Raw genomic sequence first — 15,457 nt, forward strand, 5'->3', positions numbered from 1 at the left:
ATACCCTGCCCGCAGGGCGCAACTCGTCCTTGACGCTTCGCATCTCCCAGCGAAGACGGATGTCGTCTTTCCTCTGTATCCAGAGCGTGAGCCTTGGATACAGAGGGCGGTGAAAGCAGAGTCGAGATTTGCATATCCATGCGAAACGGTTGCGATGCCCACATTATTTCTCCGAGTATTTTTCGCCCCTGCCTGCACTCGTCATGGACGCACTCCCAACAAACCGTTCGCCAGTGCAGTCGAAGCAGGCGTGATCACCGGAGCTCCAATGCCGATGTACTCGACCAGCGCATTGCCTCGGACGTTGGAGCCGAATGAGTCGGCATTCAGCACCCAGAGGTCACCGGAGCTATCGATGGCCGCGCTGATCCCAGGAACCGGATTACCTAAAACGTTGGTATCTGTAATCAGTGTCGGAGTCTCTGTACTGCTGGTGCCCGTGTAACCGTTCGCCAGAGGTGAGATCAGCTTGCCGCCGGTTGTGAACTCATCGATATTCGTGTTGAAGTTGCCCACCCCTGAGCTGGTGGAAGGGTTGTTCAGCACCGAAAAGAGATGGCCCTGTCCATCGAGCACCAATTGCGTGCCGCAAGCTCTTTGGGTCGCGATCGGGTAGGTGTTCAGCACAGAGCCCGACTGGATCTCGTTGAGTTTCGTCCCGGTACCATCGCATCCGTAAATATGGCCACCGCCGTCCGCGGCCAGAGTTGTTGAGTAACTAGCGGGCGAACTGCTCGACGGAAATGCGTCGTAGGAGATGCTTCCGTCCAACGTGCTGACCTGCAATACATCCCCACCGAAAGCAGGGTTTTTGCCGGCAGCCCACAGCCCGCCACCGACGTCGAAGGCCAGGTAACTCAGGTTGTAGCTGGAAAGGGTCGTTCCGGTAATGCCGATGGTCCCGTTGGCCTGGATGTCGCCGACATTGGTACCCGACACGATAAACCACGCGTTGCCACTGCCGTCGATGGCCATGCCTTGGGTAACCCCCACAGAAACAGGTTTCTGCGCAGAAAGACTGGGGCTGGTGTTGATTTCCACCACATTGCCTGTGCCATCGTTCACCCATAGGTTCCCTGACTGGTCGATGGCGAGCGAAGTGATATCAGGGATTAGGTTCAGATTCGGCTCCGGGTTGTACCCGCCATAGGTCGGGGTTCCCGAACTCAGGGTAGTCGCAGGCGTCTGAGACAGAGGCGCACCCAGGGCGTTGAACCCCGCGATCATCAGGGCTGATGTTTGATAGGTATTTGTGCTAAAAATGCCTGCCCCAACCCAGATGTTTCCGGCGGCATCGACACCCATGGCCCCATTGAGGCTCCCCCCGTTGCTGCCGTCCGCGAATGTGACGCCAGGCCCAACTCCCAGTCCCGCTCCGGTGAAGGTGAGCGCCAGGGTCAGGTCTGTGGGCACGTCAGGACCGGTCACGGCAAGGGGGCTGCTGCCGGGGTCCGGACTCGTAAGGCTGTAAGGCTGGGTCGTCATGGATGCGACCAGACCGAGCAGCGTTGCGACATTGTTGCCGGGGTTCTGCGCGATGTCGAGCGCCGCCTGCAGCGTGTCTCCCGGTTGCGTGCCGCCACTCGGCTTTGCCGATGCAAACAGGCCGCTGCCGCAGCTTGAGCCACTGCTCTCCACACAGGAGGCCAGCATATCCGCCAGCGCGTTGATGCGCGTGGTCGGCACCGTACTGTTGTTCAGGATATTCGGGTCGCCTGCCAGATCCACCTTATACGCCGGCGTGTTGGTAAGCGCCGTGCCTGTCCCCAGGTCCACAAGATTGGACACCGCTTTGAAGGCACTAGACAGCCCGGTGTAGTTGCAGGTTTCTATTCCTGTGCTTAGCCAACCGCTTGCGGCGTTGCAACTCAAGTCTGTTGTTGCTAATGCCGGCGCGCCCACCGTAATGCCGCCGCTCGTATTCACCGTGGCGAACGCTGACAACGCATAGGCCGAAGCGATTGTCGTCACTTCATTCAACGTGACGGACGAGGGAAGGGTGCCGCAGGTACCCAGCCCTGCCATCAGCGCGAGGCTGGAGTTAGCTCCACTTCCACTGTCCCCCCCGGTGGCAACCAGGTACATCTGGTCGCCGGGCGCGCCGCCTGCGGGGCAGGCGTATTGGAGCGTGAATGTCCCCTTGGAATCCGTGAGAATGGTGGCAGGTATCGTCGCAAGAGCGCTGGAGCCCTTGCCGTAGCCGGTGGTGCCTGCGGCATACAGCTGCACCGTCGCACCTGTAATCGGCGACGTGCCGCTGACGACTGTACCGTTGAGCGTGATGGCTCCAAAGATGAATTGATCGACAGTAGAAGTCACGCTGGTTCCTCCCGGCGTGACCACCGTGATATCCACGGTGCCCGAACCCGCAGGAGAAACCGCTGTAATGCTGGTCGCGGAATTCACCGTAAGGCTGGTGGCAGGCGTGGCGCCAAAGTTGACCGCAGTCGCACCCGTGAAGTTCGTTCCTGTAATGGTCACAGACGTACCGCCCGCCGACGGGCCGGAAGCCGGACTGATGCCCGTTACAGTCGGAGCATTAGCCGAATAAGTAAATTGATCGGCAGCCGCAGTCGCGCTGGTACCATTCGGCGCGACGACCTTTACATCCACGGTGCCCGAACCTGCAGGAGCAACCGCCGTAATGCTGGTAGCGGAGTTCACGTTAAAGCTGGTGGCTGGCGTAGCGCCAAAGTTGACCGCAGTCGCACCCGTGAAGTTGGTTCCTGTGATGGTCACAGAGGTGCCTGCAGCTCCTGAGGAAGGATTCAGGGCCGTGATCGTGGGCCCAACATTATTGATGGTGAAGGTTGTCGCTGCAGAGACGCCCGAGGCTTGGGCTACCGTCACATTGGCCGTACCCGCGCTGGCAATGAGAGAGGCTGGGACCGCAGCCGTAAGCTGCGTCGCACTGCCATAGGTCGTTGCCAGCGCCGTGCCGCTCCACTGCACCGTAGAGCCGGAGACAAAGTTCGTTCCATTCACCGTCAGCGTAAACGCAGCACCGCCCGCGCTCGCGAAGGTCGGTGAGATGCTGCTGATAACGGGCGTGGGCAGCTGAGCCTGAATCGTATAGGTGGCGCTATTGATGGCGCTAGCCGTATAACCTGCGGCAATGGCAACCGCGCTCAACGTGGTGTTCTGCGAGATCGTAAGCGGGCCGGTATAGAGTTTAGAGCTCGCGGTCGGCGTACTGCCGTCAAGCGTGTAATAGATATTTGCGCCGGACAAGGAATCGTTGATCTTAATCTGCTGAGGACCGGTATAAGTGCCGCCCGCCGGGCTGATGCTCGGCGTCGGAGCCGTATTGAGGTTGATCGTGTAGCCCGCCGATGCAACAGCACTCGGCGACATGCCCGGCGCAACAGCGATGGCCTGGAGGAACTCGCTCTTAAAGACTGTGGTGGGCTGACTGCACTGCGGCGAAGAGGCCGTGGGTGTCGTTCCGTCCGTTGTGCAATAGAGCACCGCTCCCTGAGTCGCATCCGAGAGGGTAACGGGCGTTGACGCTGTGTACGTGCCGCCGCCAGGACTAAAGGCGGGAGTCGCGGTTTGGGTACCTGACGTAGAAGATGAACTTCCGCCGCAGCCCGCCATCGCCAGCATCTCTACCAGAACCAAGCCGACGATCAGAAACTTCCCGGCAACCTTATGCGACTTACCCATTCCACCCTGCATGCGACACACCTTTTCCTTCAGTCTTCCGAAACGACAAAGAAGCCTGGTCATTCTGAATTTTTCAACGATGGCGAAGAAGGCCCGAGTAAAGCTCCGCTTAAGTGACAATCGAGGACGCTATTCTCAACAGCGGCTCGCGATTATTTTTGGATTTCTTGATTTTGCTATGCCAGGGAAGGCTGAAAGAAGGGGAAGAGTATGAGATGTCAGTCTCTTTCGTTCCAGAGGAACGCAGCAAAGCCAGACTCCCAGAGGACTCGCGAGGAGGCTCGCTTCGAATGACTAGACTTTTTAAACTCTTTCGAAGACATAGTTACATATGCCTCCACCCACACATGTTAACGATGTATAAAAAAGCGCATACATAGGGACGATCGGTAGCAACGAAGAGATCCCAAATCTCCATCCCACACTCAACCCGTATCTCTGCCTGCCTTTGAGGTCTCAAGCCAACGCGCGATGAGGCAGCCAGCCCATGAAGAGGAAGAGAGCAAAAACTGTCGATCGACGATGGCGGCAATCTGCATCTAGTGTGGTGCATCGTTGAAGTTAATTCGTTGAAGAATGAGGATGCTGTTCACCACAGCGCGAAGCGCGTTCCCTGACGCTTCAGCGTCAGGGAGACGGAGGGAGCCGTAGCCTTCAGGCTACGGAATTCAGGTTTGGCAAAGATGTGGCCTTTAGGCCCGGGCCTTCTTTCGGCTGCGAACAAAAGGCCCAGAGCTAAAGCCCGATTCGTGGTTGCCCTTGATTCCGTGGCCTGAAGGCCACGGCTCCCTCCGCCCCGCGACGCTAAAGCGTCACGGTTTGCGCTTCGCGCTATTTTGAGCATCCTCATTCTTTTTAACAACTCACCACACTAGAACATTTTCACTATAACTTCGTCTTATCGTTCCTCTTCCATTCGCTGGTTGCGCGAGCTCCTGTTGAATCTCCCGTAAACCTCCTGTTGCTCTGCGGTGAATTGTGATCACGTCCTGTTGAGAGCGTGTTCCCCCGTTGTCTACGTGAACAGGGGCGACTCCATCGAGGCGCTCTCCACGAATAGAACCTCGGCAATTCTCATGTCTTACGGAAGCACTCGGCAAGCCTCTCATCTTCGCGGGGCGAGTCGAGTAAACGGCTTTGGCTTGTTCTGATTGCAGTTATTCAAGCCAGGTCATTCTCCAAAACCAGAGTAGTAACCAAGGAGCAATTTCTATGAAAGGCATTCTGAAATTTGCATTCGTCGCATGCCTGGCCGTCGTCGCAGGTTCGGCGTCCGTCAAAGCACAAACCGTTGTACTCGACGGCCTGGGCTCTTCGGGTTTGTTCCTCGAACTCGGCTTGGGCGCAAACGCCACCACCACCGGAGGCATTAATGCTTCATGCGTGTGGAGCGAGAACACGAACACTGCCATCGCCACCGACACCAGCCTGAGCACCACAACTCCTGGCATCGATAAAGGCAGCGCCTTTGTTGCGTGGACGAAGGGATCGGATGGTACCTGCGCTACTGCCGGAAACATCTACGCCTACGTGTCGACGGACTCCGTAGTGGGTAACCGCTGCCTGTATAACTCGAATCTCGCAGGCGGTTCGAAGTGCTCCATCTCCTATGCCACTGCACCGACCGCTCCCGTAGGCCTGATTCTCACCGGCGGAGTCGCAAATTGCGGAACCACTGGAGAATGCGCGCTTCCCGCAAGTGTTGTGACAGCGCTCGATTCGTCCACCCAGTTGGTCAACTTCGCGGGCACCGACATTCGCCCGGAAGATGCCAAGTTCGCGACCACGCGCGCCCTCACCAACTGCGGTTCTGTCGTAGGAACTAGCACGCAGTATCTCGGACTCGGTTATGCCGCAGGCAGCACGATCGTCACCGGCGTCACGGGTTCGACCAGCTTCTTCAACGTACTCGACTTCACTCTTCCGACGTTCTTCGTCACCCCCGTCGGTGCCACCCCGATCGTCGTTGCCGTCAATGACGCCAGCGGTACCGGACTCCACTCCTTCTCGAACATCACCAGCCAGGCACTCGCCAGCTTCCTGGATGGGACCAATTCCTTCACCAATCAGGCCGCGGCTGCACCTACCGCGACGGGTTCGGCAGTAACGGTTTTCATCCGCGAACCGCTCTCCGGGACCTACAACACGATGGAGTTCAATGTTCCGAATCGGGTTGGAACCTCCGGTGGTAGCTTCGCAACTTCGCAGGATGTAGGCCTTAACCAACCTGCCAACCAGAGAAATTGCACCGTCACCTCGCCCTGGCCTGTTCCCGCATCGACCACCTCAACTGTCCTCCATGATCCCCTGAAGTTCACCACGACCAGCACCGGCCAGCGTATCCGCGCCATCGGCACCGGCCAGGAACTCAGCTCCGTGGTAGGAAACACCTCCAACTCGATCGGCTATGGCTTCTGGAGCGCCGCGAACTTTGCTGGCTTCTCCGCAGTCACCGCCAGCGCCAAGTACTATAACGTAGACGGTATCGATCCGTTGGCTGCAAGCGGCACGATTCCCACCACCTCAGCTCAACTGGCAAACGTCAGCCTCGCAACGACCGCCGATGGAAAGTATCCCATCTGGTCGATGCTTCGCCTCGTAAACGTCGGCGCGACGCAAGACGCCAACGTTGCGGCTCTGTCCAAAGCAGCGCAAAGCTTTGCTACCAGCACACATCCCGACTTCGTTGCCGCGAACAATCTGCTGGTCGTTCGTTCCCACTTCACCCCTCCGGTGCAGACCCTCACTCTCTCTGATGGCAGCGGCAGCACGGCGGCGTTCGGTACGAATGCAGCTACTGCTTGCTCCGCTACCGAAACCGGTGGCGATGTAGGCGGCGTGGTCATTGGTCTCAAGGTAAACACCTTGAGCCAGAGCCCGTTGACCGTAAGCGAGAGCAACACCTGCACTCCCTCCAACATGGCGGGACAGACAGGACATCGCCGGTAAATTTCGGCATGCCTGGCTTCCTACTGCACGATCAAACCCGGCAGACCCCGCTCAGCGGGGTCTGCCAATCTTTTTGTAGGCGACCTTTCCGCTTCTGCTGAAAGGAACACAATGAAAACTTCATAAAGCAACAGCCTCCGGTCTGCTCAAATGCAGTAAGGTCTTTCGATGACACTCTGCCGATCACTCGCCTCAAAGGAGCCAAGAATGTTTCGCACTCGCATAGCCTTGTTCGTAGGGGTTACGTTCGCAGCCACGATTCTGACCGCGCAAACGGCAGCTCCTCCCCAGCAGCCGGCCCTGGCCACCCCTTTCCTCGAGTCACCAACCCAGACGGCGCCTCAGTCGCTCTCCAAACAAACATCCACCTACGAGGACTGGACCACGATCGATCTCGCCAAGAGTGGCCTTCCGCTCGATTCAACCGGAAGCGTCCCCCTGAGCAAGGCAGATGTACAAGGGTGTACGCGAGAGCTGCATCGCCTGACGTGGCGCCTCAACGATCCTGTCGACCTCTACGTCATTCGGCCGCGAGGACAGCAAAAGATGCCGGTCGTCCTGTTTCTTTATGACTACACCGTCGAGGCGGCTGCTACTTTCCCGCAGGACCGCTGGTGCGATGTGGCTACGCGCAACGGATTTGCCGTAGCAGGCTTTGCGTCCGCTCTCTCCCTGGAACGGATCCGTCCTCCGCGGCCCCTGAGGGAGTGGTTCGTGAGCGAACTCCAGGAAGCGTTGGCAACCTCCACGCATGATGTACAGATGGTGCTGAACTACATGGAAACACGCGGTGACCTCGATGTGCAGCATGTGGGCCTGGTGGGGCAGGGTTCGGGAGGAGCCACGGCGATTCTCGCCGCTGCCGCCGATCCTCGCATCCGCGCGCTCGATCTGATGGACCCCTGGGGCGATTGGCCCGACTGGTTGAAGGGCTCAAAACAGATTCCAGAAAACGAGCGGGCGGACTATCTCAAACCAGAGTTTCTACAGCGGGTCTCCGGTCTCGATCCGGTTGTCTACCTGCCTCAACTTAAGGGGAAAGCGATCCGAATCCAACAGGTCCTTTCCGACCCTGTCACACCGGACGCCGCAAAAGACAAGATCGCCAAAGCCGCTCCTGCTCCTGACGAAGTGATGCACTATCCGGACATCGCCGCGGAAGCGAAAGCATTGGGCTCAAACGGTATCGTCAAGTGGATGGGAGCGCAATTGGGTTCTGGAAATACCGTCGAGGCAGAGAGCGCGCACTGAGAAAAATCTCTGTAACTTCGTGCATCTCGGCATGCCTTGCTCCTGGCACTACAGTTGTCGATCGGAGAGGATCGAACGATCATGCCTCCGATGGAACTCCACACGAACGATGCTGAATCTTGATTAAACACATAGCCTCTGGAAGCCGGAAGACGGCCCCAGAGGCTATGTACTGCAACATGCTTCCGGCTGGTTTTGGAAGAAGGTGTTCCACCTAGAGTGGTGTAACTGCTTCCACAATGAGTCCGGATTACTTCTCTGTCAGGACAGTCACGCCGTTTTCGCCTGACGTGTAGACCAACTGGGTAGTCGGATTTACAGCAACAAACTGCGCCTGAATGTTGGACACCGTGGCCTTGAGCGTATTGCTGGAACCGTCGATCACCGCAAGCTGGTTAGACGAGGGGCTCGCAACAAAAGCCAGGTTTGTGAACGAATCCACATCCACGCCCACTGGAAATGCCCCCACCGAAACATTTGCAACAGCGTGGCCAAGCGGACCGAATACACCGGTCAAAGACGGGCCGTCGAACTCCTGGTCCGTTACAAACACATTTCCAGTAAGCACGTTCACCGCCGCACCAACTGTCGTGCTTCCGAAGGTGATTGTCTTCGAAATCTGCTTATTCGAAGCGTTTACAACGGCGGTCTGGTTGGTGCCGTAGGGAACGTAGAGCAGATTCAGAATCGGATTCAGGGCGATCGCACTGGGCGAGTTGCTGCCGAGGCTGATCGTGTCGACAACCGTGGCTTTCCGGCCATTGATAATGTCGATCACATTATCGTTCGCATTGGCTACATACACCAGCCCGTCCAGCGGATTCACAACGATGCCAGTCAGGCCGTCACCACCGGTCGTGGTGACCGGAATGGTCGTCACAACACTGTCCTTATTGCCGTCGATCACCGTCACGGTGCAGGCAATCGGCGTAACCAGGTTGTTGCAACCAGCTACGTAGATCCGGTTGGACAGATAGTCGACTGCGGGGAACAACGATCCTGCGGGGAGCGGGATGTTTGCGGTAACCGTGTTGGAGGCTCCGTCGATAACTGCAAGATTGAAGATGGTGTCGGTTACGTCCGGAGCCACCACATAAACACTGTTCCGCACCGGATCAACGGCGATGCCGTTCGTCGCGGCCGGGAAAGGGATGACAGTCGAGATCGTTTGAGCGCCTGCTACCACCGAGGTAGTTGCGGCAACAGCAGCCAAGGCCATAAGTCTGCATACGTGATTCAGCATGGAATCTCCTTTGTTTTGTTGAGTTGAATGGATGACATCTGGTCCGATCGTTATAGCCTGCTGAGAATCTCGAAGAGATCCTTGGGAAACCTTCTCAAACGTGGCCTATATCTGTACGTACATCCCAGCAGCACAGCAACCCGCGACGCCATACGCCAATCATGCGTTGAGCGTTTAACGCTGTTGCGGATCTACTGGTATTGACCTCTGGACACACCTCCTCTCAACGCAGCGGCTATTAAGTGTCGGTAAATCCGTTGACGAGAAAGCAGCCGAACAGGGCACAGGAGAAGGCTCTTGCGTAGATCACAGTTTTGAGCATGAAAAAGCCTCTCGGTCGAGAGGCTTTGATTTTCCGCACGCGTTCGCTTGCAGCGCAGCCGATCTTTTTCCGATGAGTCCACCCATCCGGCTAAGGGGCAGCTTCTTAGGCGGACCAGGCACTCATCAAGTGTGCTTTGCCATCATCTTGATGAAGTAGAACGTCATACGCGTCTCGCCCGTATTCTTCACGCCGTGCAGCACATTAGCTTCGGCAAACACCATGTCACCCGTCTTTACTTGCGTGGCGACGCCGTCGAGGAAAAACTCTCCAGTCCCTTCGCCCACAATCATGATCTCTTCCTCAGGATGGCGATGCGGCGGATGGGGCTGCGCTCCCGGCTCCAGCGTCACCAACCCCGAGGCAAGCGCGGCGAGCTGCTCCGTCGGACCGTTGAAGTGTACGTAGGCTTTTGCTCCGGGCGCGGCTCCCTCCGGCTGAATGCCTTCAGCCTTCACTACACTGCTCCGCAGCAGAGCGCCACCGGTCCTGGTGTCCACATGAGTAATCTGCTGCCCGGACTGCGCCAGCACCTCCGGAAACATAGTGGCTCCCGGCAACGCGACTGCTGAGATCAGAAATCCTCGTCTGTTCATCGTCCCTCTCCGCAGCAAGTTTATACCTCTGCACGATCCATCTTCAGTGATGACGGCAACAAGGATTTTGCTTCAAGTCGTAGTACGGCTCCCGCACCCCAGGGGGATGAGCCCACGGAGTCGGCAAGATTTTTTGCAAATTCAGGGAACCATGGAAAAACTCCCTTCGTATGAGTCTATGTAAGCAGAGATGCAATCGCTAAGCGGCAAACAACGCCAGGCGAATAACCCACTACCGAAAAGTTGAATGCTTTTATACAAGCCGTCGCTGCCCCCGTGTGCCACAAAGGAGATCTACCTATGTACTTAGCTATCACGACAATCGTCCTCGCCCTCACCGTGTTCATTCCGTCCTTCATCGGACTTCGCGCAAGCAGCAATGCCAACTGGCGCTCGCTGTAATCGCAAACGGAACACAACAACAAAATCCAACCCTTCACCCCATAAGGAGATTCACCATGTACTTCGCTACTGAAGTTGCCGTTCTTGCTCTTACCGTTCTCATCCCTTCACTCATCGGCCTGCGCGACCGTACCAACTCGGACTGGCACAACAACAACTAAACAAACCAGATCAACATCCCGTAGTTTGCGCAGATGGGCCGCCCCAAGGGTGGCCCTTGATCTGTCCGGCCCCTCAAACGGGATTCTCACCGCCAACCGTTATAGACAAGAAACCGGCGCCCCTCGAAGAATCCGAATCGCGGAAGCGATCATCTCGTGATCGACGCAGATCAGTTACTCGCCTTGCGTCTTTTCAAAATACGCTCGCATGATTTCGCCAATCTCATCGTACTTCCGCAAACATCTACTAAAAAAGCACCTTTACCTGCTGCGGTGCGGCTGTGTTTTGGAAGTGGAGCAGCAACGTGCGCCCGCTGCGTTGATACTGACTGCTATCAAGTGGTCTTCCATTCAACGTAACCTGTCGCACAGCTTTCCCTAGAAGGATGCGAGCCACGGCTTGTGTCTGGTCGATGCCCTCTGCTTGAAAGGTGAGGCTATCGGCAGAGACCTGTTCGTGAGAGATCTTTGCGGAAGCTGCAACCAGACGGGGAGTAGAAGAGTTCAGAGAATTAACATCGAGCAAAAGCGCGCGTGTGCCCGGCTTGATGATGACGTGGTCGCTCTCCGCTAAATCCGGGTCGAAGAGGTTGATCAGGTCACCCTTGACCACGACCGGCGACTTCGCGGACGAGGCTACATCCGTGGGGTCCGCATCCAATCCCGCCGCGATCACATACGGCCCGCGCCGAAGTACGAGCGAGCGTGTTTCCTGAAGCGATAGATGAATGGCCCCTGCAGCCGTGTGGAGCAGTGTAAGCAGCTGTGCGGACCCCGTGGGGCTGTGAGTAAGAGCAGCCGGACTTTGCGATTCGAAGAGTACAAAGCCTCTGCCAACAGGGTGCAGTCCGGTCGCGTCCGGCGCAATGCCCAGTTCCTGGAATAGCTGCTGCCGGGGAGTCGCGAAATGTTGTCCCCCGGAGTTCCACCAATCACTGGCCTTGTTGTAGGGGTCTTTATCATCGTCCACAACCATGAGCGCGCCACCGGACCGGACCCATGCCGCAAGCGCGGTATGGAATGCCGGTGATGGCGGCTTCTGGCCATCGTAGGTCAGCAACAGAATCTTGTAGGGTTTCAGAAAGCCTGCGGCGCCGGCTTCTTATAGCTGCTTTCTATCTGGACGGGTTCTATCGGCATCCCATGCATCAGCAAAGGAAGCGCAAGTCCATAAAACTCTCCGAGATTGCTGTCAGAAGGCTGCGGCGCGGCGCGCTGGAACATAAGCGTATCGGAGACGAGCACACCAATGCCCTGTGTCCCTGCTGTCTCCCATCGCGTCGCTGTCGCAGGTTGCTCCATCTCGCCCAGAGCGTGGAAGACAGCCTGCAACTCCGTCTCGTATGCCTTCGGAATCACGGTCTTCACCGGGTCAGGATTGGAAGCTGTGGGTTCCACGGAGGGACGCGTGGAGTCCAACCCGAAGATTCTCTCTGGCCATGGAAGCACTTCGTATCGTGATACCGCAGGTTGGAGGAGGGACGCGACCAATGTGCTCTCCCAGTTGAGGCGGTAGTCGGTCCAGGAGTGGCGAGGGTTGTCCTCGATCGGGTCGTTGAGGTACCAGATCGGCTTTCCCGAAGAGCGCGCTATGTTCTGGAGCGCTCCATACTCAAGAAAAGCAGTCTCAAAGGTTCGTTCCTGAAGCACTCCGTCATACACGTTCGGAGCCCTGGAGGTCCCGGTCCATACCTGTGCAATGTAACCGTCGGCGCCGACGTCAAGCAGCGAAGACTCGGGGCTGACAATCTCCCACTGCGCATAGTTGATCAGCGAATGCGTCGCGACATAGCAGGGGATGGAACGGTGATGAAGCTCCCCGTAAGCTTTCACCGCATCGAAGACCTGAGAGAGTGCGCGACGGTAAAGAAAGTATTTCAGCTTTGACGCACGGTACTGAGCGTCGGGCGATGCGGAGGGATCTTGCCAGGGCTCGTGATAATAGCTCTGCCACTCTCGCTTAAAGCTCTCACTCCATCCGGCACGCGCCCAAAACTCCGGTTCTTCCAGATAGATCGCCTCGGCTCCCGCATCGATCGCCTCTTCCGCTCCCTTGGCCAGATAGCGGCCATACGAGATGCTGGGTGAGATATACGGAACTTCACGGCCTCCGTGCAGGATCAGTTTTCCGCTCTTCTCCTGCTGCGTCTCGTCCCAGTGTTCTTTGCCGTCGAAATCCCCGCGAAGATAGGGAGCATAACGCCCCCAGGCAACACCGGTCATGACGGTCACTCGGTAGCCATGTTCGCGCCAGGACCGGATACGTTCGCTCGTCGTGTCATCAAGCCCATAGACCATCACCGTGTCGGCATTGATGTTGGTGCGCGGAGACCATTCTTTCCCCGTTTGAAAGATGAGACGATCCTGTGTTTTTGATGGAACGGACTGAGCCGAAGCCAAAAACGGATAAGACGCGGCGAAGATCAGGAATGCACGACCTGCGAATGTGAGACATTTCATCGATGATTTCTTTCTCCCAAAGTACTCATCAGTTTGACGATGACATGGAGGGCGGAGCCGCACTGGGATCGCTTCCCCACTGCTTATTCGGTAGCGGCCCCATGTTGAGGACAAGCTTGCCCCCCGCCTCAATATCGGAGTGACTGAACCAGGGTTTATTCCAGGCCTTTCCATTGAGCGTCGCGGACTGGATGTAGATGTTCTTCTCCGAGTTATGGTTCGCTACCATCTCGAAGGTTTTGCCGTTACCCATGTGCATGACCGTATGGGTAAAGAGAGGGCTCCCAAGGATGTAGTTCGGGCTGGAGGGATCGACGGTATAGAAGCCCATCGCGCTCATGACGTACCAGGAGGAAGTGGAGCCCTGGTCGTCCATGCCTGGGAAGGCATAGCCTGTCTTATCGCTACCGTACATCTCGCGGAGAATCCTGCGCACCAGGGCCTGCGTCTTCCAGGGCTGCCCGGCCCAGTCATAATAGTAAGCGGCCTGCTGGTCGGGTTGATTCCCTTGCACATACTCGCCGACAAGTCCGGTGCAGTCTCGGCATACACCCTTGGCCGTGTAGGGAGTGCTGAAGAACTCATCGAGTTTGGCGGCAAACTTCTCCCGGCCACCGAGCAGGTTCGCGAGGCCCTGTACGTCATGCGGGACGAGCCAGAGGGTGGACCAGCCCGAAGCCTCCTTCATCATGAAGTTGTAGTAAGGCTCGCCGGGGTCGAAGGGGGCAATCCACTTACCGTCCTCTGTCTTTCCGCGCACAAAACCGATGGAGGGATCGAAGACATTGCGGTAATTCTGTGCACGCTTTAGAAACATCTCGTAATCGGCCTGCCTGCCGAGCCGCTTCGCGTAGATGGCCATGGCATAGTCATCCCAGCTGTACTCGAGTGTGGTCGCCGCGCCTGCCTTGCCTCCGGCATAAGGCGGGCTGGGATTGCCGGACGGGATGATATCGGAGATCCAGCCGTTCTTCATGTACTCGGCGAGGTAACCGCGAGGGCCAGCCGGATCGGTGGCGTTCTTGCGGAGATACTCGTAGGTTCCGGCCCAGTCGAAGTCCAGCCCACGCTCCCAATCGCCGAGGTACATAAACACAGCGTTGTCGCCGTGAAAGGACGTCCCCATGTAACCGGACTCGCGCGCCATATCTAACTGTGAGTGAAGGATGTCGGTCTTTACCTTCGGCTCAAGAAGAGTGAGCAGAACAATCTGGTCCCTGCCGGTGTCCCAGAAAGGCACCTCGTTGTAGCGATCGTACGTAGCCGTCGTGACCGTACCGTCGCGGGTCACGAACGGCTCGCCCTTTTGCGCGACCAACCGGGGACTCGCGAAGGAGTGCTGCAGGCACGAGTAAAACAGCATCTTCTCTTTCTCCGAGCCACCCTCCACCTCGATCTGGTTGAGCTTAGCGGCCCAGGCATCCTCGGCCTGACGATGCACGCGGTCAAAATCCCAGCCCGGGTCCTCGGATTGGAGGCGCTGCTCGGCTTGTTCGTAGCTCGTGCCGTGGGCGATCTTGACGAGGACCTGCTCCCCTGCGGTCGTCGTGAGGTTCAGATACGCTCCGGCAAAGGGCCCGGAGATCTTAGCCTGGCCCGCAACAACCTCTCTGCTGCCGAGGATCGACCCCTCCTCGCCCTTTTCTCCATTGCGAGGCGGGAACTGGCGGAAGGTGCCGAAAGCGCTAAAGGGTTTTGAGAACTGAGCGACGAAGTAGGTATTGGCGTGATTGCGGCCACGCGCAAAATAGCCCCGGATGGTGTGGTCACCAACGACCTCGATGCTGCCGCCTGCCCACCCCAGGTCGAGCAGGAGATGGGATTGGCTGCTGTCGGGATAGGTGATGCGGTAGAGACCGGTCCAGGTGGTGGCGGTGAGTTCTACGCCGGTCTTAAAGGTGTCAAGGTAGACGGAGTAATAGCCGGGGCTGGCGTGCTCGCGGGCTTTGTCATAAAACGATACGGTGCGCTGTGGAGGAACGGTCCAGTCGCCGACGACCGGCATGAGGATGGGTCCGCCGCGCTCGCCGCTCGAGAAGCCAACCATCGTGGGGTTGGGATAGTAGTAGGGAGCGGGAACGCCCGCCTGATAGCTCAGCGGAAGGTTCGCGTTGATAGGCCCGATATCGGTCGCGCTGTGAGGAAGCGCAGCGCCGGGCGAGGTGAAGCCAGAGTAGAGCTGTTCGCCGGCCGGAGGCGCATTGCCGATGAGCTTTGGATTGTCGAGCGGAGCCGTGCCGACAAGAGCGTTGGCGTAGTCGACAGGGCGCTTGCCTGCAGTCTGAGAGAACGCGGCCGGTGCAAGAAAGATGAGGAGCGCAGTAGCTGCCGCGTAACGGCCATAGAAAATAAACAAGGGCAAATCTCCTGATGAAAGAGGGCTTGCGGATGATGAAGCTATGAGGGC

Annotated in this window: 8 protein-coding genes; 2 read left to right on the forward strand and 6 right to left on the reverse strand. The window is 57.6% G+C overall.

All coding sequences use genetic code 11. From position 1 onward, the window contains the following. Positions 1 to 201 precede the first annotated feature (201 nt). Positions 202 to 3,678 carry a chitobiase/beta-hexosaminidase C-terminal domain-containing protein gene (locus tag HDF15_RS21450; protein WP_184259328.1) on the reverse strand — a complete coding sequence of 1,159 codons (3,477 nt, stop codon included), beginning with the start codon at positions 3,676 to 3,678 and terminating at the stop codon, positions 202 to 204. Positions 3,679 to 4,878: 1,200 nt separating this feature from the next. Between HDF15_RS21450 and HDF15_RS21455 the strand changes: the two genes are divergently transcribed. Both HDF15_RS21455 and HDF15_RS21460 read left to right on the forward strand, forming a co-directional pair. Next, positions 4,879 to 6,615, forward strand: coding sequence for a hypothetical protein (locus HDF15_RS21455; RefSeq protein WP_184259330.1), 1,737 nt, complete (start codon positions 4,879 to 4,881; stop codon positions 6,613 to 6,615). Between the two features lie 207 nt (positions 6,616 to 6,822). Further along, entirely contained in the window at positions 6,823 to 7,866 is a 1,044-nt protein-coding gene (locus HDF15_RS21460; protein ID WP_184259332.1) for a S9 family peptidase, read from the forward strand. 250 nt (positions 7,867 to 8,116) lie between these two features. Here the strand turns inward: HDF15_RS21460 and HDF15_RS21465 are convergent, their stop codons facing one another. The 5 genes from HDF15_RS21465 to HDF15_RS21480 form a co-directional block, all read right to left on the reverse strand. After that, entirely contained in the window at positions 8,117 to 9,109 is a 993-nt protein-coding gene (locus HDF15_RS21465; RefSeq protein WP_184259334.1) for a YncE family protein, read from the reverse strand. A gap of 447 nt (positions 9,110 to 9,556) precedes the next feature. After that, the gene (locus HDF15_RS21470) at positions 9,557 to 10,027 is read right to left on the reverse strand and encodes a cupin domain-containing protein (protein ID WP_184259336.1); all 471 of its coding nucleotides are present in this window, start codon (positions 10,025 to 10,027) and stop codon (positions 9,557 to 9,559) included. A gap of 810 nt (positions 10,028 to 10,837) precedes the next feature. After that, positions 10,838 to 11,650 (reverse strand): hypothetical protein, encoded by an 813-nt coding sequence (locus HDF15_RS26030; RefSeq protein ID WP_260331245.1) that lies wholly within the window; start codon positions 11,648 to 11,650, stop codon positions 10,838 to 10,840. Between the two features lie 17 nt (positions 11,651 to 11,667). Next, positions 11,668 to 13,050 (reverse strand): hypothetical protein, encoded by a 1,383-nt coding sequence (locus HDF15_RS26035; RefSeq protein WP_260331246.1) that lies wholly within the window; start codon positions 13,048 to 13,050, stop codon positions 11,668 to 11,670. 28 nt (positions 13,051 to 13,078) lie between these two features. Beyond that, positions 13,079 to 15,406, reverse strand: coding sequence for a GH92 family glycosyl hydrolase (locus HDF15_RS21480; protein ID WP_184259338.1), 2,328 nt, complete (start codon positions 15,404 to 15,406; stop codon positions 13,079 to 13,081). Positions 15,407 to 15,457: the final 51 nt, after the last annotated feature.

It is taken from the genome of Granulicella mallensis (assembly GCF_014203225.1).
Lineage (GTDB): Bacteria > Acidobacteriota > Terriglobia > Terriglobales > Acidobacteriaceae > Granulicella > Granulicella mallensis_A.